Here is a 19612-nt window from a genome sequence, read left to right on the forward strand (position 1 = left end):
GAGGGGGTTTAATCCTTTTGTGCCAGTTGGAAGTGCGGAATGTGGGTTACACAATGTCAGATTGCCAGATGCTTCTGACCGATCGTTAGAAACCCAACCTTGCCGGGGCGCTAGAATGGCAACCCAGTTGCGCTGGTTTGCCTGAACGATCGTGGCTGGAAAACTGTCGGGTCTGACGGTTGCCCCATTCTTAACTGCACCAATAATCTTCGCCTTCAAACTCGGTTCGGCACGAATGCGGAGATCTTCTCCTGTGGGTACTCGGACTCGAAGGCAGGTGACGTTTTCCAGCTTGGTGCTGATGGCTGTGTTGACGATCGTGTTGATCAATGCGCCCTTTTTCCAGCAGCCAAACTCAACTTTGCCTGTACCAATTTGGTCGATCGAGTTGCTGAGCCGAAACCAGTACGGCGTTTCGTCCTTTGGTGTACCGATCGCTTCAGAACACGCCTGCTCAAAATCCAGAAACCCACCCGCTTCACTGTTAGAAAACCCGCTACTAAAGCCTGCGGCAGCAATTTCATTCTTGGGCCGCCACACACTCCAACCAGGTTCGGGGTTCTGGTTCAACCCCTTTGGATTCGTCTCGGCTGCCTGGGCCGGCAGGGTGAAAGAGAGGGCGATCGCACTTAATAACAGCAGTTGAAACCCACGTGGCATCAGTTACTTTCCTTCAATCTACGTCTCAGCAACCTTAATCAAACGAGTAAACCACAAAGAAGATCTCTACGGGTTGTCCTGCCTCATCAAGAGTGAGCAATATGCCCACCCGGCTTTTACTGATTCAGGCAACGGAATACCTGCTGAGCAAATAGCAAGCTTAACAGCGATTTTGTGGTGCGATGCAAAGAAGCAGCGGTGAGGGTGTCGCGGGAGACGTGGGAGGCGATCGAAACCAGAATGTTAACGGTTTCGGCTGAATCAAGCGAAGCGTAGGAGGAGTATTACTCGATCGCAAACACATCCTTAAATAACCGTCGAATGGTTTCTCTTGCCGCGCTGAAACCACCATCAAAGTAGATCGCACCAATCACCGCTTCCAGGCTTTCCGCCAGCACGTAAGGTTGTTCATACGCCCGTTGCTGCTTTTCGCCCACGCCCAACTTGAGCACGTAGCCTATTCCCAGTTGCTCACTGAGTTTTGCCAAATTTTCTTCGCGCTCTAGCTCAATCTTTTTCACCGTGATATCTTGCCGCGTGGCAGAACCTGCCCGAATCAACAATTCTGTTAATACGGTTTTGAGGACGGCATCGCCCAGCGTGCGGTAAATTTCCTGGTCTTCGCACGCCTGATTTTTCTGACGTTGCTCTAACGCATACGCTTTGCGAGTCAATGCTCGTGTCAGAATGCGTTTATCAAAGAAGAAGTAACCAAGTTGTTCTTCGAGGGCGGTAGACATGATGGTTATAAGGCAGAGGGCAGAGGGCAGAAGGCAGAAGGTGGAGGGATGAGGGATGAAGGCTAAAGGCTAAAGGATAAAAGTTGATGGCAGAAGGCAGGAGGCAGAAGGTGGAGGGATGAAAGGCTAAAGGCTAAAAAGCTGATAGCTGGTAGCTGAAGGCTAGATAATTTAGCCAGTGACCAGAATTTACTCAAAGCTCAAACCGCGTTTCTCGACAGCTTCATCTTTTATCCTTGATAATTTATCTTTTATCCTTTCCCGTTATGCTTCACGGCTTTATTCCACCCGATCGCTTCTTTGCGTACCTAACCTGGACAGAGATTGAGGCAATGCCGAATAAGAGTAATGTGGTGATCATTCAGCCTGTGGCGGCGATCGAGCAGCATGGGCCACATTTGCCGTTAGCAGTGGATGTGGCGATCGGGCAAGCGGTGATTGGCAAAGCGCTAGAGAAGTTGCCTACTAGTGTGCCCTCTTATGCGTTGCCATCACTGTACTACGGCAAATCGAATGAACATTGGCATTTTCCAGGGACGATTACGTTGAGTGTGCAGACGCTGGTGGCAACGTTGATGGAGGTTGGTGACAGCATCTATCGGGCAGGCTTTCGCAAGTTGGCGTTTGTGAATGCTCACGGCGGGCAACCGCAGGTCATTGAAATTGTGGCAAGGGATTTACGCCAACGTTACGACGATTTTGTGGTTTTGCCGCTGTTTATTTGGCGGGTGCCGCATGTGGCAGATGAGTTGCTCACGATGAAAGAACGGGAGCTAGGGATTCATGCAGGCGATGCGGAAACGAGTCTGCTGCTGTCGCTTTTGCCAGAGCAGGTGAAAATGGAGCGGGCGATCGCCGAGTATCCCCAAGGCTTACTAGATGACAGTTTGCTGAGTATGGAAGGAAAGCTACCGTTTGCCTGGATGACGCGGGATCTCAGCAAAAGTGGCGTTTTAGGCGATCCGACGACAGCGACGAAAGAGAAGGGCGATTGCATCCTGGCATCCCTTGCCGATGGCTGGGTACAGGCGATTCAGGATATTTACCGCTTTCAACAACCACAAGCCTGGAAGTAGGGGCATGGCAATGCTATGCCCCTGCAAAGAATGGGTTTTATTCAAACAATCGAAAGTAAGGGTATTGAACGGGTGCGCCTGGTTCCTTATCCAAATCAAAATTGATCACGTCCCAGCAGGGATCATCTTTGGGATCGGGGCTAAATTCGACAGGCAACCCATAGAGACGAGGACGCTGGGTATCGGACTGACCACGCCAGGGGGTACTGCGCTCCAGGTAGGTGCTGACGAGATCCTTGTAGCGCTGGGCGATGATGACCCGCGTTGCTCGATAGCCTTGCGTGTAGAGGCGATCGAGGGCTTCGTGAATTTCAAACCGAATGCCATCCGGGTGGGTATGCTGCCGATACCATTCGTTTTCCCATCGCCGCCAGTGTCGTCCCGACTGAAGATGTACCAATTCGCCTGTTTTAGGGTCTGATTCAAAAGCACCGTGTCGCTGGCACAAGTACGTATCTGTGAGCGTCAATGCCGGGATGGTTTGGCGGCAGTGGGGGCACTGAATCTCCGGCCCGAAGATGGGGTATTGCAAGCCAAGGTTAGTCATCAAGAGCGGGGTTGCCTGTTCATGTGCGTCACTGCCAGTGGCTTTATTATACTCGTTAGGTCTTGCCCTCCCCTATAAGCAATTCCACGTTATTTACTTTGTGATTTACCGTGACGCATGAACTTCCTCATCCCTCTTTTTGGGCGACTCCTGATCGCGCTCAGGCTGCTTTTGTGGCGGCAAACGCTACTGTCATCGGGCACGTGACGATCGCCGCTGGAGCCAGTATCTGGTATGGAGCGGTCGTCCGGGGCGATGTGGAGCAAATTGTGATTGGCGAGAATACGAACATCCAGGATGGTGCTATCTTGCATGGCGATCCAGGCAAGCCGACGGTGCTGGAAGATCATGTGACGATCGGGCATCGTGCGGTCGTCCACAGTGCCCACATTGAGCGCGGCTGTTTGATTGGTATTGGAGCCGTTGTACTGGATGGGGTACGGGTTGGCGCAGGCAGCATTGTGGGTGCAGGAGCGGTGGTGACAAAAGATGTACCGGAGCGATCGCTCGTGGTGGGCATTCCTGGCAAAGTCTTGCGGCAGTTATCAGATGTAGAGGCAGAAGATCTCATTGACCATGCCAAACGGTACAAGCAGTTAGCGCTTGTTCATGCAGGCAAAGGCACTGACTTAGGCTTTGAGAGTGGATTTACAACTAAGGGCTAGGAAAACTTGACCGTTTGAGTTAAAAGTAAGAATATGAGAATCATTCAAAAATCTTTAAATTGAGAGGCTCTGGACATGGACTTTGATCTACGCATTCTGATTGTTTTACTTCCTTTGGCGGCGGCTGGCGGTTGGGCTGTGTTCAACATTAGTCAGGCTGCTCTCAAACAGTTCCAGACGTTCAACTCTAAATAGCTTCGTTCTAGTTTGATCAGCGCGATCGTCCTCTCAGGGGGCGATCGCGTTTGTTTTTAGGAAAGGGAATCGGGAAGTAACCGCCGAGACGCGGAGACGCGGAGAGATAGAACGTTCTGAGGTCGGTTCTTTACTTCATCCTTTAGCCTTCATCCTTCATCCCTCTCCGTCTGGCTTCAGGTTTGAGAAAAGGGTTGTCCAACTGACGGGGCGATCAATGTCTTCGGCTTTAACTTCAAAGGTGACGTTGCAGGCGGATGGTTGTTCGATCGCGTGGATGCAAAGCGTCGCGACATCGTCACGGCTGATGGCACCGCGCAGATGATCGCCCTGTTCAAGGATTAGCTGCTTGCCTCTAGGTGCTTCGGTTAAGGCACAGGGGCGAACGATCGTATATGGAATGCCGCTTTCGCGAACGGCTTCTTCACCCCGTCGTTTCCAGGTGAGAATGCCACCGAGCTGATCGTTCATTCTTACAGCGGGTGGTTCTTCGTTGAGGTTGATGCCGGGGCGATCGTATCGGGTGGTGCCAGCGGAACTCACCAGCACAAACTGCGGTAGGGTTGCTCCCCCATAAGCACTAATGGACTGAAGCTCCAGATCAAAGGCTCCGGCTATAAAATGCGGATTCAAGCCACCATCGTATTCAAACTTACTCAGCATGAGCTGTAAGGAACAAACGTGGCTGGCGTTGAGCGGTGCTGCATTCGCTAACGACTTGGCTCGAAACACGGGAATCAACGTGCGGAAGGGAATGTGCACATCGATCCATTCGCCTGCTGTTGTGTCAAAGGAATGGGAGTAGGCGATACTATCCCACTTATCATCATCCCGCATGAGAAATTTGTAGCGTTGACCATCCCCTTTCACGCGCAGTTTGATGCCTTCATAGCCTGACAGATTGAGCGCGGGTTCCAGATTGCGGGTACGAACCGAGGCAAAGCCACCGGAGTTGGATGTGGAGACGTTACCTGTAAAGAGTGCGGCATGGTCTGTCTGCTGGATTGTGCTGGCACTGACTCCGCCCATGACGACATCATCCAGTGCGCCCCAGAAAGTGGGGAGTGGGGTGTAGGGTGTGGGAGGGGTGAAGTCGAAGAGAACTTTTTCGGTTGTTTGAGCGGCTTGGAGTGGGGCGGTAACGGCATGAAGCAGGTTCTTGATGCCCTGGTAGTCAATGCTTTCGGGGATATCACCCACGACTTCGGGCAGATAGAATTTGATGCCCTGGTAGTATTTTGAGCGATCGGGCGTATCCCCCTCTTTGGGCTGCACATGCGGCCCGACACAGCAAATCACCGCACGAATATCTTTTACCACCGCAGGCGTGAGACTTTCGGGAAGGGTGATGTCGGCATCAATGATGTCTACGCCTTCCCCCACCATCGCTTTGCCGCGTGCTAAATCTCGGACTAAGGCACGGACAGGATAACCCCGATCGCGCAATTGCTGCACCACGCGCCTACCCACACCTCCCGTTGCACCAACAACAAGGATCGTTTTAGCGGCTAAAGGGGTCGTCATCATTGGTTGTGTCGTTTTAGAACCTTGAAGCAGACGCTGAAACCAGTTCAGCACTGGAATGACCTCAAAGTACGTGAGGGTTTGCAGAAGTCTGCCAGCGTCCCAGGAGGATTTTGTTGCTTTCATCAAATTCCGTGAGATTATGCCTTGAGAAAACGCGTTGCTAACGCCGTTGCTTACATCCTAGCGAGTTTGCCATGCTGCAATTTCATCCCCCAGGTATTGGACAACGGGTTGTAGAAACCTCACTGAGAGCAATGGTGTATTACACACCTGTAGGTCAGCCTTGGACGATTGCGGCATCCAATGCACCAGCCCTCTTGTTTTTACACAGTTTTGGGGGCGGTGCTTCTGGCTACGAATGGTCGAAAGTCTATCCAACATTTTTGGACTCGCATCGCGTGCTGGTGCCCGATTTAATTGGGTGGGGTCAGTCCGCCCATCCAGTACGGAATTATCAAGTGGCGGACTATCTGATGACGTTGACAGAGTTCATCCAGAAAACCTGTCCCTATCCGGTGACGATCGTCGCGTCATCGTTAACAGGCGCGATCGCCGTTCGTCTTGCCATTCAGCAGCCTGCTTTGGTAAAAGCCTTAGTTCTCATTTCTCCCTCTGGCTTTGCCGATTTTGGGCAGGATGCCGGACGAAGATTGCCGCTACAGGTCATCAACGCCCCCTTGCTTGACCAACTGATTTATACGGTTGGTGCTACGACTGACGTTTCTGTACGCAATTTCCTAGAGCGGTTTCTATTTGCCCAACCCGATCGCGTCTCACCAGAAATGGTTGAGGCTTACCTGGAATCTGCCCGTCAGCCAAATGCACAATACGCTGCACTAGCCTTTCTGCGAGGTGATCTCTACTTCGACCTTGCTCGTTACCTGCCCCAACTTCATGTGCCAACGGTCATGCTGTGGGGCAAACAGGCACAGTTCATTGGCGCTGAAACGGGTAAACGACTCGCAACCCTAAACCCTTCTGCTGTGAAAGCCTTTATGCAGATCCCAGATGCAGGCGTACTGGCGCAACTGGAGCAACCCGCGATCGTCATTGGGCTACTGCGAAAGTTTTTGCCAGGTTTGGAGGGATAGGGAGTGGGAGGCAGAGGGAGCGGGGGAGGCAGAGGAAGCAGGAGATGAGGAAGGAAGGATACCAACTGGTCATAGTGGCTGCCTGTGACAACCAGCAGGGAGCAAAGGATGGGGGATGAGAGATGAAGGATACCGACCTCAGCCCTGACCCCTAACCTCTGACTCTTCTCACGCCGCCTGTGGCAAATGTTGGTCGATCGCCTGACTACACTCCTCAACCGAGGCATCTTCTGTCATCGCAAGCATCAGCGCTTCGTAGGCAGAAACGTTGTCTTGCAAAAGAGTTTTGGCACGGAGCAGTGACCAGCGCTCTTTTTGATCTCGTTCCGCAGGTGGCAGCCCTAATTGGACGAGTAAGCCTCGTAACTTTTGGCGATCGTCTGCGCCACCTTCGACGTTGCCATAGACCAACATTTCGGCAGCAATGCCTGCCATCCAAATGGTGCAGTAGCGGTCTAATAGCTGACCAGATAGTTGCCCCTGCTCGATCGCGGCTTCCAGTTCCTGCGAGTCAAAGCGAACTCCGCCCTGACCGGGATAGCCTTGCTTGAGTGCATCCCAGGCGTTGAGCGTATAGCCCGTAGCGGGAATGCCGAGCTGATGGGCCACGAGAAAATGCCCTGCTTCGTGACGAATGATGCGATCGCGGTGGGCTGCCGAAAACCGGGCGATCCAGTCGAGCATGAGTGTCGAGCCTTGCCCACGCCAGCTTAAGGTATCCAGCGTTGCCAGCCCTAAAACGCCAGCCGTGGCAATCGCAGGGACCAGTGGCGAGACATTGATGATCGACCCCAAGAGGCTCATCATGGTGATGGTAAAAATGCCGATTGCCACCAAATTAAGCGACAGTTGACTCATATAACCGATTATTAATATTTGTTGCCAACTCTAACCTAGCAGTAAATGGGCGTGTGCGATCGCTGACTCTGCTCAATGATTAGTCCAGTCAAATCTCAAAGTTACTATGATTGTGCCGCGTTACTGCTTTCTGCTTGAGTTGTTGAATTGCTACGATCGCACTCTTCCATTGAAGCATGAGGTCGTAGAGCGCATGATGCAGCGTTTAGTCAGGAATGTGGCAATGAACTATGAAGGAGTCCAGCGAGTCAAAATGGTGGCGATCTTACTATCTTTCTGGGAGAAGCACGTGTAAGAAATTTAGAACATTCAAGCCCATAATCTTTGCAATGTCTTGCTTAGAGAAGTTCTCTACTAATAAGGCGTTGGTTACTTGAACCATAGCAGCAGCGTCAAACGGAAGCCGGACAGCGCCATCAAAATCTGAACCAAGAGCAACATAATCAACACCAACTAAAGCTGTTACATAACGGATGGAACGAGCGATCGCAATTGCATCGTTGCCACAGGTTGCTGTTTTCCAAAACCCAACGCCAATAAGCCCATGATGTTGAGCGATTTGCCGTATTTGGCGATCGCTTAGCTTCCTAGCATTATTACAGGTTCCTCGTACACCTGTATGAGAAACCAAGATGGGATTGTTGGTAAAATCCAGCACTTCATCGATCGTTTGAGCAGACGCATGAGCCAGATCGATTATCATATGATGGCTTTCCATCTGTCGTAGGACTTCTCGCCCAAGTGGGGTTAATCCGCCCTTCTTGAGTCCGTGGGCAGAGCCACTCACATCATTATCAAAGAAATGAGCTAAGCCAATTAATCGAAAGCCTGCCTGGTAAAAACGATCGACATTCTCCAGCTCTCCTTCTAGGGCGTGTGCGCCTTCTAATCCCAGTAAACCTGCTGTAATTTGTGGGTTTTGCTGTCTTGTAACAAAATAATCGCTTAGATCTTGCTTTGATGTGATGAGTTTGAACTTTCCGTGTGTCTTCGATTCAAGTGCGTTCAGTCGTTTAGCTTGATACAAAGCGCGTTCTGCAAGGCTAAACAAGGCTGGAATGCTCCAACGTTGAAGAATGGCAAGTTTCGTAATGTCATCACTACGATCGTCGTTATTTTCTAACAGTAATGGAGCCGGAACTTTGGTTACAACTGTAAAAAACTGTAAGGCTATATGACCTTGGATAAGCCGTGGAATGTCAACATGACCATAGTGGGTCAACTTAGTTAAAGCGCCTCCCCACAAAAGCGAATCTGCGTGTAAATCAACGATCGCTAAAGTTTTATGTAAGGTTTGAGCGGCTTCTGAAATGGGCTGCTTCCCGCTACTATCAATCAGGTTGAAGCGCTTTGCGACAAAAGAAGGACCGAAGGAGAAAACAACAATAGCCAACACAACCGCTATCGCCAATGTGCTGATGACTCCGAAGAAGATAATGTTTCTGACGCGCCTTTTCCGGTTCACGGGGGCTTACCAGTAACTTTGGAAGGATAACAGCCAACCACTAACAACTAATAACTAACAACCAACAACTACTTCTGTCCTCGCGCTTTGTAAAACGTCTTCAGGCTTTGGATATCGCCTACGTAGCGCCAGTGCCAGGGTTCGTAGCTCACGCCCTGACGGTTGTTCTTAGGAAAAGAAAGTTCAAAGCTGTAGCGGTTGGCGTTTGCTTTGAGCCAGCGATAGGCAGCAGTTTTATCAAAATCGGGGTTCAGGTTGAGGGCGGGGGTGTTGCCATCGCCGATATCGACGGCATAGCCTGTGTGGTGTTCGCTGTAGCCAGGAGGGGCACTGACCTTGGCGCGTTCAGCCGCATCCTGGTTGCGATCGGCCTTCACATCAAAGTATAGGTATTGCTGATCAGCAAGAGAGCGAAAGCCTGAGATGGGCACTAGACTGACCCCTTCACGCTGAGCCACCGCCGTCATCTCTCGAAAGGCCTTGGCAGCCGCTTTCCGCATTTTAATGCTGCCATCAGGAACGATCGGAGCCAATTCTGACTGAGGTGCCTCGGTGTAGGCGAAGTGACCGAGGAGAGTATCGGCACTGGGAGAAGTCGAGGGTGCAGTGGTGGGAGTTTGTGTGGTGGGAGTCGGGCTTTCGGTTGCCAAGGTCGCGGTTTGCGATCGCTGCATCTGCAGCGCGACATAGCCACCAGTCGCCAGCGCGATCAGCCCCAGCACGGTTAAGCTTCCTGCCAGCAGTGCCACGTTTGTGCGAGGCTTGGGTGCAAGATCAGGGGTTTCGCGCAACGCGACGGGAATATCGTCTACGGTTGGGGGAGAAACGTTTGGTGCGTCTGAAGGTTTTTCGGGTGTACCAGCGTTATCCAAGCGTTCGGCTCCTGCACTCAAGCGACGGCTACTACTAGGAATTGTAGACTGTGTCAGATCTCCTGGGAATGTCTTCATGGGTAAGTTCAAACGATCAGGGAACAGTTTTATTGTTTTACAGCCGTTTTGAACGGTTGAGCCAAAAATTAAGCCACTGCACCAAAACGTTACTGCCAACATGACCCTTGCCAGTCTGCTGACGATTTATGTGCCCTTATTAGGCTGGACGGGTTGTGGATGGGTGCTGGGTCGTTTGCTGCCCAAGGCGATGCCAGCTTACCTGGGTAAGTTTTTGTTCTGGATTGGCGTGCCCATCAGCATCGTGGCCTTTCTCCGTCATGCTCATCTTTCTGCATCCTTGTGGTTAGCTCCCGTAGTCGCCTGGGCAGCGATGCTGCTAGGTATGAGCATTGCGTGGTGGCTGAGTCGGCGATCGTCCGTCCCATTCCCTTTTGCTGCGCAGCCGCTTTCCTTGAATCAGCCAGCGAAAGGAGGCTTTCTGCTGGCATCAATGTTGGGCAACACTGGCTATATTGGCTACCCCGTTGCGCTGACGCTAATAGAGCCTCAGGACTTTGCCTGGACGCTGTTTTATGATTTGTTGGGGTCAACACCAGGAGCGTATGGCCTGGGTGTGGCGATCGCGGCTCATTTCAGCGGAGCAACCCACAGAAGCCGTGAAGTAAGTCAGGCAACCCGCTGGCAGACTGTGCGATGGCAGACCGTTCGGGTGATGCTGCAAAATCCGGCGCTTTGGAGCTTTGCCGTAGGTCTAATGTACTGCGATCGACCACTGCCACTACTGCTAGAGACAGGGCTACACAACTTTGCCTGGTGTGTCGTGGCCCTATTTCTGATTTTGATTGGAATGCGCCTCAGCCAGCTAACGTCCCTCAAACGCCTTAAGCCTGCTATTGCTAGCATTGGCATTAAAATGCTATTTGTCCCACTGCTGATAGGGTTAGGACTGTGGGCGGCAGGTGTTACAGGCCCCATCTTTAAAGCCTTACTGCTGCAAATGGCGATGCCACCTGCGTTTGCCACGCTTGTGATTGCAGAAGCCTATAATCTTGATCAGGAATTAACGGTGACAACGCTCGTTCTGGGCTGTTTGGCACTTGTCTTGCTGTTGCCTGTTTGGCTCTGGTTAAGCCATGTGCTGGGGGTTACCTAACCAACCCAACTAATACCATCGTCAGGTTTGCTAGTCGAAGGAAGTGGCTTGGCAATGGGCGCTTCTCGGCGCACTAGCTGTTTACTGGCTTCAGGCTCAGCGGCTTTGGCGCTCAGAGAATCGCGAGAAGGAGTTGAGCCGTTGCCATTAGAACGCGGATGGGCGGCGATCGATCGCCCGTTCGATTGCTTTGCGGCCTGTTGTTCAGGCATAACCACCTTGTGCATCAAATACTCGATCGTCTGCTGCTTGACCCACCCACGTGCTGCTAAAATCTCACCAAAGCGCATACCTGTGAGCTTTTGGTCATTCAACGCAACATCAATTTGGGCCGTTGTCAATAATCCGGCCTCAACCAAATAACCGCCTAAACGCTTCTTGGGATGTGCAGCATCAGCGGCTGTGGACATCGGTCGGCGATCGCTCATATCTCGCATTGCAAACCTCGAAAAAACTGAAAGGTGAAAGGCCCTCAATAGGTTGAAACGATCCCTGCAAGTCGCTCAATTACTTCACAAACCACTTCTTCACAAACTACTTACAGACGTAGCTCTGCACTCAGACTTTTTCAGTATATCAATAGAATTACTGAAACTTCATATGGGGAGTGTTCCTAGCTCGACTCCCTGGGTATCGGTACGGAAAGTGCGTTAAGGTACAACGCTGCCAGAGCGAACCAAAGCCCTTTATAGCTGATTTACAGCGATCGACGTGATGGCTAAAGCAGCACGCAACTCTACAACACCTTAATAACTTCTTAATCTTTGCTCTAGCGCTAGATAGGGATTAACCGCAAGATGTCAGCGCTAACAAGGCAAGCTTAAAGGGCAGCGAAGTAAAATCCCATGAAACGGATGTTGTCTTAAAGCGGTCAACGGTCAACGGTCAGCGGTTAGCCTATCTCACCTGTGCAGTTTCATTGCGTCCGGTTGCTGAGAACTTTAGCAACGCTGATCGATGCCTGGTTGGCCGCCTTTGCGTAAGTCCTATAAAGCCATCTTCGTTTGGATTTACCACACCTGATATCTTGCACCCGTTTCAATTAGACTATGGCTTACTTGAGCGGGAGCCGCTTTAAGAAGTAACGCTGGTAGACGGTTGGGCTGTTATCAGATCGGCTGGCTTCATTCGCTCATAGTGCTCAAACGGTTGATGAATCCACGGATTATCTGGCAAGTAGTCTACGTAATAATCTGGAGCAACCACAGAGCAGTCTTTGTACCAGAGCACCGCTGTTCGCACTTCTTCAACGTAGAAACCATAGCGGCGATCGAGCCACACCAGCGTTTTCTTTAGCGTTACGCCCGAATCCACCAGGTCGTCCACCAGCAGAACGTGACTGCCCAGATTGGCGGTTGTCATAGAGAGATCCCGCGAAATGGTGATCGAACCGCGCACCTGACCACCAGCACCCCCGTAGGACGAGGTTGCCAAAATTGCCAGTGGCAAATCAAAAATGCGTGCCAGAATGTCACCAACCCTCAAGCCACCTTTCGCTAAGCAGATAATCTGGTTAAATTCCCACTCGGACTGATGCACCTTGGCGGCAAGCTGTTCGATTTTTTGATGATATTCTGACCAGGAGACGTATAGATCTGACATGACGGCATGATGAGGAATTTGTGCGCCCAAAACTGAGAAAGATAATACAACTGTTAGCGAAATTTCTTGTATCTCGCCATGCATAATCCTACTGCGCCCACTCCGTCTGAATCGGCAAAACTCAGCCTCAGCACCAAGTTAGCCTACGGCGCGGGTGATTTAGGTCCTGCAATTACGGCAAATATTCTAATCTTCTATCTATCGCCATTCCTTACGGATGTTGCCCGACTTGATCCTGGACTGGCTGGGCAAACGCAGCTGATTGGCAAAGTTTGGGATGCCATCAACGACCCAATCGTCGGTGTGATGAGTGACAAAACAAAATCTCGCTGGGGCCGACGGTATCCCTGGATTGTTTTAGGAGCCGTTCCCTTTGGGATCTTCTTTTTCCTCCAGTGGCTCGTACCAACCAGCAATCAGTGGGGCCTGTTCATCTATTACACCATTATTTCGATCGGGTTTAACTGGCTCTATACGGTTGTCAATCTACCATACACAGCGTTAACACCAGAACTCACTCAGGATTACGACGAGCGCACCAGCTTAAATAGCTTTCGCTTTGCGTTTTCGATCGGTGGCAGTATTTTGGCGCTGATTCTGGTTGGCATTATTGGCTCTTTGATTCCTAACAACGCTGGGCAGAAGTATCTGGCGATCGGTGTTGTCTGTGCTGTGCTCTCGGTGCTGCCTCTTTTTTGGTGCGTCTGGGGCACAAAGGCCCACATGCAAGCAGTAGGGCTTCAAAACCCAGAAGCTGAACAACCTGTCACCATTCCCTATTTTCAACAGCTACGTATCGCCTTCAGTAATCGCCCGTTTTTATTCGTTGTTGGCATTTATCTGTGTTCCTGGCTCAGCTTTCAACTAACGGCTGCGATCATTCCCTACTTCGTTGGTAGCTGGATGCGAATGAACAGTCCTTGGGCGGTACCGTCAGTGGTGCTAGCCGTACAGCTCACAGCGATGGCAATGTTGCCTGTTTGGAGTTTACTGAGTAAACGGTATGGCAAGCGGGGTGTCTATGGCATGGGTATGGGTGTTTGGATGATTGCTCAAGCCGGATTATTTTTTCTTCAGCCTGGACAGATGGCGCTGATGTATGTGCTAGCTGTGATGGCGGGTTTCGGTGTCTCCGTGGCCTACCTGATTCCCTGGTCTATGCTGCCAGATGTGATTGAACTAGACGAACTGCAAACTGGGCAGCGACGAGAAGGTGTGTTCTACAGTTTCTTAACGTTTTTACAGAAGGTGTGTTTAGGGGTTGCGATCGCGATCGTGCTCCAGAGTTTAGGTTGGGCAGGGTATATCAAACCGACCGATGCAGTACCATTACCGACCCAGCCAGATAGCGTTTTGCTGGCAATTCGCTTAGCCATTGGGCCTGCTCCCCTTGTTGCCTTAATCGTTGGTCTTGTGCTTGCTTACTTCTACCCCATTACGCGCGAAGTCCACGCTGAGATTTTGCTGAGGCTGCAAGAACGCAAGCGCAATCAAGCACAAGACGATGGTGATCTACTCTGATTCACGATCGCTAAAGCCATCTTCGCCATCCGCCGTATCTTTCATTTCAACGACCAAATTTGGCAGGCCGTCTAGCTTTTCGACGGGCACATCTTCTTCCGTCAGTGGCATAAAGAGCGTGAGTCCACTAGGCACGCATTCCACATCGATCGGCGTTGTGCCGATGAGTTCGCCATCCAACACCACTTTTTGTTCTGGTTCTGTCGTAATTTTGACTCGTCTGGCGCGGAGGTAGCCAATGTCATCACGCTCGACGGCATCCCCACTGAGAGCAGTTTGCAAGAGATGGTAAGTCGCCGCGATCGCCCCTGCTTTATTTGCTGGAGACACCAGCGTAATGTCTAGCAGCCCATCATCGACGACGACACCCGATGGCCCCTGTGCCAGTACAGAGGTTGCAGGAGCGGCGTTGGCTACGGTGATGGCGGCTGCCGAGACTTTAACAATTTTGTCCTCAGTTTCGATTTCGGCATCAAAGGTTTTCATTTGCCGCAATGCTTGAAACCCCGCCAGGACGTAGGCAAACATACCAAAGCGATTTTTGGCTTCGCGATCAGCTAACTCAACAGCCTCTGCCTCAAACCCAATACCTGCGAGCAAGACCATTGGATAGCCATTGCAGTAAGCCGCATCTACCGTTTTGGTTGCGCCACCGAGAATCGTGCGACAGGCGGCCTCGATCGTATCGGGAATACCCAGCGCGTTGGCAAAAGCATTCGCCGTTCCCCGCGAAATAATGCCGAGGGGAATCGATGTACCAACCAACGCCGCCGCGGTCGCTGAGAGCGTGCCATCACCACCGGAGGCAATAATGGCATCCACACCACGTTCAACAGCCGCCAGTGCCAACGCATCGGCTCCCAACTCCTCCGTCGTCATCTGGATATCCAGATCGATTTCAGGCTCTAATAAAGCTTTAATCGTTGCCAGATCTTGCTCTGGATCACCCTGACCCGCAACTGGATTGAAAATCAAACAGGCAGAACGCTTCATAGACAATCAAATGGTAGGGTAAATTCAGACCTGTAGCTAGCTCAAAAGTCCACGTTACAGGGTGTCCATAGTGCAAACAATTATATCGATGTTCTGGACTGCTTGTGGGCTACACAATAGAAGTATGCCTCGGCAAGACAATCATTTAATTCTTTCCGGAGAATAGCCAGCAATGCCTGACCCACGGATGTATGAAAGTGACACGTTCGTTCTGCTGGAATCTGGGCGATCGGAGGTGTTTCTTAGCACTGCCCAACTGCTTGACAAACTCAAGGACGTATTATCCCAACGGCAAGATGATCTTCCTAGAGACCTCCAACGGTTCACCTCACTGCATGACCAGGCTCAATACTTGCTTGAAACCTCCTGCGAACTGGATGTCGGCCCTGGTGAATTTCTGCAATGGTACGCCGTCCGTTTGGAGAAGTAGCCGTGTAGAATTCCAGCATTGATAAAAGGTAAGTAGTTGCGTCATTGAAGGTGCGATTGCAACTCTACAGAAAGGTCATCAGCCTAAAGTTGTCAAAAAATCATCAATGGGCTTTCAATATCTTTCAAGTCTTAAGAACAAAAGCTACTCTACCGCCTAATTCTTTACAGTTGAAGCTTTAATAAATCTTACGTTCTTTTCATCAAGTTAACTATTTCGTCTTTTTTAATTTCAATCAATTTTCTAATAAAGCTCTCATAGCTTTCTTGAGGATACTCTGGATTAGAGGAGGTTTTATATTCAGTTTTTCCAAACATCCTTTTCATGTCCTCAATAGGAAACCCCAAGTCCAGTGGTGTTAAAGGAGGAATAAAAGAAACAACTTCTCTAACTGTTCTCGGTATATGGCTGTACAATTCCTTTAATTCTTCTAGATGCTCAATGAGCTTCCGTTCATTGGTTGTCGAATACTCTGTATCAATTCTTTTGTTAATGATCTCTTGAATCTCATCATGATTGGCTGGCTCCGAAGCTCTATTTCTTCGCACATAAATTGTATCTCTTTTAAGATTTTCCCCTGATTTCAAGGAGACAAAGGGTATATGTCTTGGGTTGTAGCTAACGATTATAATAAGAAAAAACTTATTCTCAAAATCTGAATGCTCTTCACCTTTAACATAAGCTGGAATAATGCCGATTTCTAGTTTTTTTGGAATATAGCTAGCCAGCTTTTTTTCAATATTTGTAACATCAAACCCGTCAGAACCCTCAGGTAAGCCACAAGGGGAAAATTGGTTTGGTTTATGCTCATCTACTCCGAACACAACTGCACCACCATTTTTGTTTGCCATTGCAAGAATGTGTTTTGCCATTAAATCGGACGGAAGTAAACTTCTTTTAAACTCCAAATCGTTATCTTCTACAGCTTCTCGCTGTAAAAGGTGCAGAAAGCCTTCACGAGTAGGCTCTTTTAAGAAAGAATCTAAATGTTCTCTCCATGGTCTGTCATTTACAGTCCTGATTTCCATAGATTAACTCAATACTACTTAGAAGGAATTTTACTCTTGAGTTGAGCTACCGCAGAGGTCTTAAACGTAACAATAAAATTTTGTCTGCTACACTCATTCTCAACGATCGCCCTCACTCTTCCTGCTGGCGCTTTTTGCGAATGTCTTCCAGAATTTGCCGCAGTTCTTCGGTTTCATCTCGTCCATTTGCGGGAGGCATGGTTGCCAAAGGGGGGGTTGCCGTCAGCTTGTCCATCAAGGCATAAAATGCGTCTTGATCGTCTCGATGCTCAAAGACATAGGACAGCAGTTGCGTCCGATTCATTGCTTGAAAATCAGGCTGACTCATGGGAATGTCCTTTTACCGTTGCGGCCAATTAAAACAATGGTCTCTTCACCTGCCAAGATGAAGATATTCCCTGTTCGCTCGTCGATGCGGACGATATAGATGGGCAAGTACATCCTGGTTAAACTGTAGCAGACGCTAAAGCATTCTAGAGTTTGTGCTGCTGTAGGAATGGTTGATACTCCTGAAAACTCTACAGGTTTTAATTTGCCCCTTTAAGCAACAACTCAATCACTCATCCACCGATTTGGGACATGGTGCGGCTGTAGGTGCCAGTAGTACCAGAGTCGCGTTCTTTATAGTTGATTTCGGGTTTGAGTTCGAGCAACTCGCGCACTTGTTGACGAAGCTCATGGAGCGGTACGCCCGATCGCAATGCCGTTCTCAAATCAAGCTGTCCTGTTTCGTTGAGCAGGCAGGGACGCAGCCAACCATCGGCAGACAAGCGCATGCGGTTGCAGCGATCGCAAAAGCACTCAGACATCTGGCTGATAAAACCAAGCGTTCCTTTCGCTCCAGGAATTTTGAACACGTCAGCGGGGCCATTGCCGCGCACCTGCCCATCTGTCAGTCCCCAGCGATCGCGAATGCGTTGCCGCAGGTCTTCGGAACTGACCCAACCCCGATCGCCAAACAGGTAATCGTTGCCGATCGGCATAAATTCAATAAAGCGGACGTGCCAATCGCGATCAAGACTCAACGCTGCCAGATCCAGCACTTCCTGATCATTGACACCTGGAATCACCACTACATTGAGCTTGAGCGGATTGAAGCCAACTCGATACGCTTCCTGAATTCCGTTCCACACTTGCTGCCAGCGGGAACGTCCGTGTTGACCAATGATGGCATCGAACACGTCCGGTTGCATGGAGTCCAGGCTAATGTTAATGCGCCGCAAGCCTGCGTCATACAAGTCTTGCGCCATCTCTGCCAGCAAGAAGGCATTGGTCGTCATGGACAGATCTTGCGTTTCTGGAAACTGAGCGATCGCCCGCACAATCTCTACGACACCTGGCCGAATCAACGGTTCACCGCCCGTTAACCGAAAGCGAGTAAAGCCAACGGGAATGAACACATCATGCAGTAAAAGCAGCAGTTCATCCTGCGTCAACAAATTCTGCTGCAAAGCATAAGTCAGATCTGCTCCCTCAGGCATACAGTACTGACAGCGGAAGTTGCAGCGATCGACAAGGCTAATACGAAGATAGTCAACCTGGTTCATTCTTCCATTGTGACGGATCTTCTGGCTGTGCAATGTGTCGATCGTCCAATTGAGCGTCTGAAGACACAGACTGAGGTTCAGTGGCCTCTAATTCTAATGCTAGCTCTGACTCTGATGATGCTAATTTCAGTGGAAACAACGCTTGCATCATTTGGTGGAGCGATTGTCCACGTTGTTCATGTACCAGCACTAGCGGCAAGAGTGCGATCAAGCGCACGATCGCCGACAGTGCAAAAAGCCCTGGAATGCCACCATAGTCTGCAAATTCTGCGAGGAAACCGCCAACCGATGTCCCCAGTGCACCACTAATGCCCGCAATCGCAGCCGCGATCGCAAAGTACGAGGCCTGTTGCTGCACCGGAGCGACCCCCAGTTGGAGATTGTTGTTGCACAGGTCGATCGCCGCCCACGTCGCACCTGCCAGTACATGCAGCAAAGGGAGCCAAAGCCAGACAGAAAGGGAATTTTCGCCTGTTCCCAACCAGAAGAGCGGCGTGATTGCAACCACTAATCCAACCGTGAGCAAAATGGGACGATTACCAACTCGATCGGCAAGCTTACCCCAAAGGACGAGCATGATCAGCGTCGCGCCTGCCTGCAAGCTCGTGTAAAGCGTGACCCAACTCACATCGATCGCCAGATTCGCCAGCATATACAGGTTGAAAAACGGCGCGCTCAAATTTACCGCAAACGCCCAGGTGCTGAAGTAGAGCAGAAAGCAAAGGAAGTTTTTGTCTTTCAGAAAGGTGGGGAGTGGGGAGTGGGGAGTGGGGAGTGGGGAAGAGTTTTGAGTAGCGCTTTGCGCCGCTACGCTAGAGAGTCTTGAGTTATGAGTTAAATTTCCATCTCCCTCGGCTTCCCCTGCTTCCCCTGCCTCTTCTCGCTGCCGCTGCGGATTCACGTCTACCATCAAAAACTGAAAGCCCAGGCTGATCATGCCTACAACCACACCCACCAACAGCAGCACACCAAAGCTCTGCATCGAATGCCCTGGGAAAGCTGAGACAACACCTCCTAACAACGGTACGCAGAGCAAGTTTGTGAGACTGGCAGCACTATTGCGAATGCCAAAGTAGCGCCCTCGTAACCGTCGGGGCACCAGCGCGGCCAACCAACTGAGCCATGAGGCGCTACCCAACGCGCCGATCACATGTGTGAGACAGAGGATTGCCAGCGTCCACCAAATGAGCCACTGGGCCTCCATGCCTCTCCAAGTGGCGATCGCAATGCCAGCCACCAGCACCAACCAGAGCAACCGTGACGGCGCATAGACCCAGAGGCAGTAGTTGTGACGACTGGTGGTGCGTTCGCTGAGCCATGCCCCCAATGGTTGCAGCAAATTTGCCAGCATAGGGATCGACGACAAGAGGCCAATTTCGGTTGGACTAGCATGCAGTTCTACCAAAAAATTGCTGAGTAGCACGCCACCTGTGATCGACGAGAAGATCGTCGCAAACATGCCGTCATAGGTCGATGCTCTCAAACTCGTGCGAATTAATTGCTTCTCGGCAGGCGGCGATAATGCTTCAGCCACCGATGTAGCAGAAGCGAATGCAGTCGTTTGCGGCTCTATAGTGGATTCAGATACGATCGAAGTTAGCCTCACTGATTGCAACATACA

Annotated in this window: 22 protein-coding genes; 7 read left to right on the forward strand and 15 right to left on the reverse strand. The window is 50.6% G+C overall.

Annotation, left to right across the window (positions count from 1 at the left end; translation table 11 throughout):
- Both AC5JLP_RS13245 and AC5JLP_RS13250 read right to left on the reverse strand, forming a co-directional pair.
- Positions 1-660 (reverse strand): SH3 domain-containing protein (locus AC5JLP_RS13245; protein ID WP_496068385.1); only part of this gene is annotated, 660 nt, incomplete at its 3' end.
- A gap of 284 nt (positions 661-944) precedes the next feature.
- Complete coding sequence (locus tag AC5JLP_RS13250) at positions 945-1400, reverse strand: ribonuclease III domain-containing protein (protein ID WP_496068386.1); 456 nt, start codon at positions 1398-1400, stop codon at positions 945-947.
- Positions 1401-1666: 266 nt separating this feature from the next.
- Between AC5JLP_RS13250 and AC5JLP_RS13255 the strand changes: the two genes are divergently transcribed.
- A complete protein-coding gene (locus AC5JLP_RS13255; RefSeq protein ID WP_496068387.1) occupies positions 1667-2476 on the forward strand; it encodes a creatininase family protein in 810 nt (269 codons plus the stop codon).
- Positions 2477-2513: 37 nt separating this feature from the next.
- On the opposite strand, the gene AC5JLP_RS13260 is transcribed toward AC5JLP_RS13255, so the two are convergent.
- Positions 2514-3023, reverse strand: coding sequence for a TIGR02652 family protein (locus tag AC5JLP_RS13260; protein WP_496068388.1), 510 nt, complete (start codon positions 3021-3023; stop codon positions 2514-2516).
- 110 nt (positions 3024-3133) lie between these two features.
- Here AC5JLP_RS13260 and AC5JLP_RS13265 point away from each other — a divergent pair, with 110 nt between their 5' ends.
- Both AC5JLP_RS13265 and AC5JLP_RS13270 read left to right on the forward strand, forming a co-directional pair.
- Positions 3134-3688 (forward strand): gamma carbonic anhydrase family protein, encoded by a 555-nt coding sequence (locus AC5JLP_RS13265; protein ID WP_496068389.1) that lies wholly within the window; start codon positions 3134-3136, stop codon positions 3686-3688.
- A gap of 75 nt (positions 3689-3763) precedes the next feature.
- On the forward strand, positions 3764-3883 hold the full coding sequence (locus AC5JLP_RS13270) for a photosystem II protein Y (RefSeq protein WP_496068390.1): 120 nt from the start codon (positions 3764-3766) through the stop codon (positions 3881-3883).
- A 156-nt stretch (positions 3884-4039) separates the two neighbouring features.
- On the opposite strand, the gene AC5JLP_RS13275 is transcribed toward AC5JLP_RS13270, so the two are convergent.
- A complete protein-coding gene (locus AC5JLP_RS13275; RefSeq protein WP_496068391.1) occupies positions 4040-5533 on the reverse strand; it encodes a CIA30 family protein in 1494 nt (497 codons plus the stop codon).
- Between the two features lie 71 nt (positions 5534-5604).
- Between AC5JLP_RS13275 and AC5JLP_RS13280 the strand changes: the two genes are divergently transcribed.
- A complete protein-coding gene (locus AC5JLP_RS13280) occupies positions 5605-6501 on the forward strand; it encodes an alpha/beta fold hydrolase (RefSeq protein WP_496068392.1) in 897 nt (298 codons plus the stop codon).
- A 168-nt stretch (positions 6502-6669) separates the two neighbouring features.
- On the opposite strand, the gene AC5JLP_RS13285 is transcribed toward AC5JLP_RS13280, so the two are convergent.
- The 3 genes from AC5JLP_RS13285 to AC5JLP_RS13295 all read right to left on the reverse strand — a co-directional run bounded on the left by AC5JLP_RS13285 (position 6670) and on the right by AC5JLP_RS13295 (position 9774).
- A complete protein-coding gene (locus AC5JLP_RS13285) occupies positions 6670-7359 on the reverse strand; it encodes an ATP-dependent Zn protease (protein ID WP_496068393.1) in 690 nt (229 codons plus the stop codon).
- 268 nt (positions 7360-7627) lie between these two features.
- The gene (locus AC5JLP_RS13290; protein WP_496068394.1) at positions 7628-8755 is read right to left on the reverse strand and encodes a dipeptidase; all 1128 of its coding nucleotides are present in this window, start codon (positions 8753-8755) and stop codon (positions 7628-7630) included.
- Between the two features lie 137 nt (positions 8756-8892).
- Positions 8893-9774: a M15 family metallopeptidase gene (locus AC5JLP_RS13295; protein ID WP_496068395.1), complete on the reverse strand. Its 882-nt coding sequence runs from the start codon at positions 9772-9774 to the stop codon at positions 8893-8895.
- Between the two features lie 100 nt (positions 9775-9874).
- Here AC5JLP_RS13295 and AC5JLP_RS13300 point away from each other — a divergent pair, with 100 nt between their 5' ends.
- Positions 9875-10870 (forward strand): AEC family transporter, encoded by a 996-nt coding sequence (locus tag AC5JLP_RS13300; RefSeq protein WP_496068396.1) that lies wholly within the window; start codon positions 9875-9877, stop codon positions 10868-10870.
- Here AC5JLP_RS13300 and AC5JLP_RS13305 read toward each other — a convergent pair.
- Positions 10867-11307 carry a cyclic di-GMP-binding domain-containing protein, MshE-related gene (locus AC5JLP_RS13305; RefSeq protein WP_496068397.1) on the reverse strand — a complete coding sequence of 147 codons (441 nt, stop codon included), beginning with the start codon at positions 11305-11307 and terminating at the stop codon, positions 10867-10869. The two genes, AC5JLP_RS13300 and AC5JLP_RS13305, sit on opposite strands and share 4 nt — an antisense overlap.
- A 637-nt stretch (positions 11308-11944) precedes the next feature.
- Positions 11945-12472 carry a phosphoribosyltransferase gene (locus AC5JLP_RS13310; RefSeq protein ID WP_496068398.1) on the reverse strand — a complete coding sequence of 176 codons (528 nt, stop codon included), beginning with the start codon at positions 12470-12472 and terminating at the stop codon, positions 11945-11947.
- A 78-nt stretch (positions 12473-12550) separates the two neighbouring features.
- Here AC5JLP_RS13310 and AC5JLP_RS13315 point away from each other — a divergent pair, with 78 nt between their 5' ends.
- On the forward strand, positions 12551-13993 hold the full coding sequence (locus tag AC5JLP_RS13315) for an MFS transporter (protein ID WP_496068399.1): 1443 nt from the start codon (positions 12551-12553) through the stop codon (positions 13991-13993).
- Here AC5JLP_RS13315 and AC5JLP_RS13320 read toward each other — a convergent pair.
- On the reverse strand, positions 13985-14986 hold the full coding sequence (locus AC5JLP_RS13320; protein ID WP_496068400.1) for a YegS/Rv2252/BmrU family lipid kinase: 1002 nt from the start codon (positions 14984-14986) through the stop codon (positions 13985-13987). The two genes, AC5JLP_RS13315 and AC5JLP_RS13320, sit on opposite strands and share 9 nt — an antisense overlap.
- Positions 14987-15158: 172 nt before the next feature.
- Here AC5JLP_RS13320 and AC5JLP_RS13325 point away from each other — a divergent pair, with 172 nt between their 5' ends.
- On the forward strand, positions 15159-15416 hold the full coding sequence (locus AC5JLP_RS13325; RefSeq protein WP_496068401.1) for a CRR7 family NDH-1 assembly protein: 258 nt from the start codon (positions 15159-15161) through the stop codon (positions 15414-15416).
- 188 nt (positions 15417-15604) lie between these two features.
- Here the strand turns inward: AC5JLP_RS13325 and AC5JLP_RS13330 are convergent, their stop codons facing one another.
- The 5 genes from AC5JLP_RS13330 to AC5JLP_RS13350 all read right to left on the reverse strand — a co-directional run bounded on the left by AC5JLP_RS13330 (position 15605) and on the right by AC5JLP_RS13350 (position 19525).
- Positions 15605-16444, reverse strand: a complete 840-nt coding sequence (locus AC5JLP_RS13330; protein WP_496068402.1) for an AlbA family DNA-binding domain-containing protein — start codon at positions 16442-16444, stop codon at positions 15605-15607.
- Between the two features lie 112 nt (positions 16445-16556).
- Positions 16557-16772, reverse strand: a complete 216-nt coding sequence (locus tag AC5JLP_RS13335) for a DUF6887 family protein (RefSeq protein ID WP_496068403.1) — start codon at positions 16770-16772, stop codon at positions 16557-16559.
- Positions 16769-16942 carry a DUF6888 family protein gene (locus tag AC5JLP_RS13340; RefSeq protein WP_496068453.1) on the reverse strand — a complete coding sequence of 58 codons (174 nt, stop codon included), beginning with the start codon at positions 16940-16942 and terminating at the stop codon, positions 16769-16771. The genes AC5JLP_RS13335 and AC5JLP_RS13340 overlap by 4 nt, the downstream gene beginning before the upstream one ends.
- A 62-nt stretch (positions 16943-17004) precedes the next feature.
- Positions 17005-17991, reverse strand: coding sequence for a GTP 3',8-cyclase MoaA (moaA, locus tag AC5JLP_RS13345; protein WP_496068404.1), 987 nt, complete (start codon positions 17989-17991; stop codon positions 17005-17007).
- Positions 17978-19525, reverse strand: a complete 1548-nt coding sequence (locus AC5JLP_RS13350; RefSeq protein ID WP_496068405.1) for an MFS transporter — start codon at positions 19523-19525, stop codon at positions 17978-17980. Before AC5JLP_RS13350 ends, moaA begins: the two co-directional genes overlap by 14 nt.
- Between the last annotated feature and the right edge of the window lie 87 nt (positions 19526-19612).

This window comes from Stenomitos rutilans, from assembly GCF_059505485.1.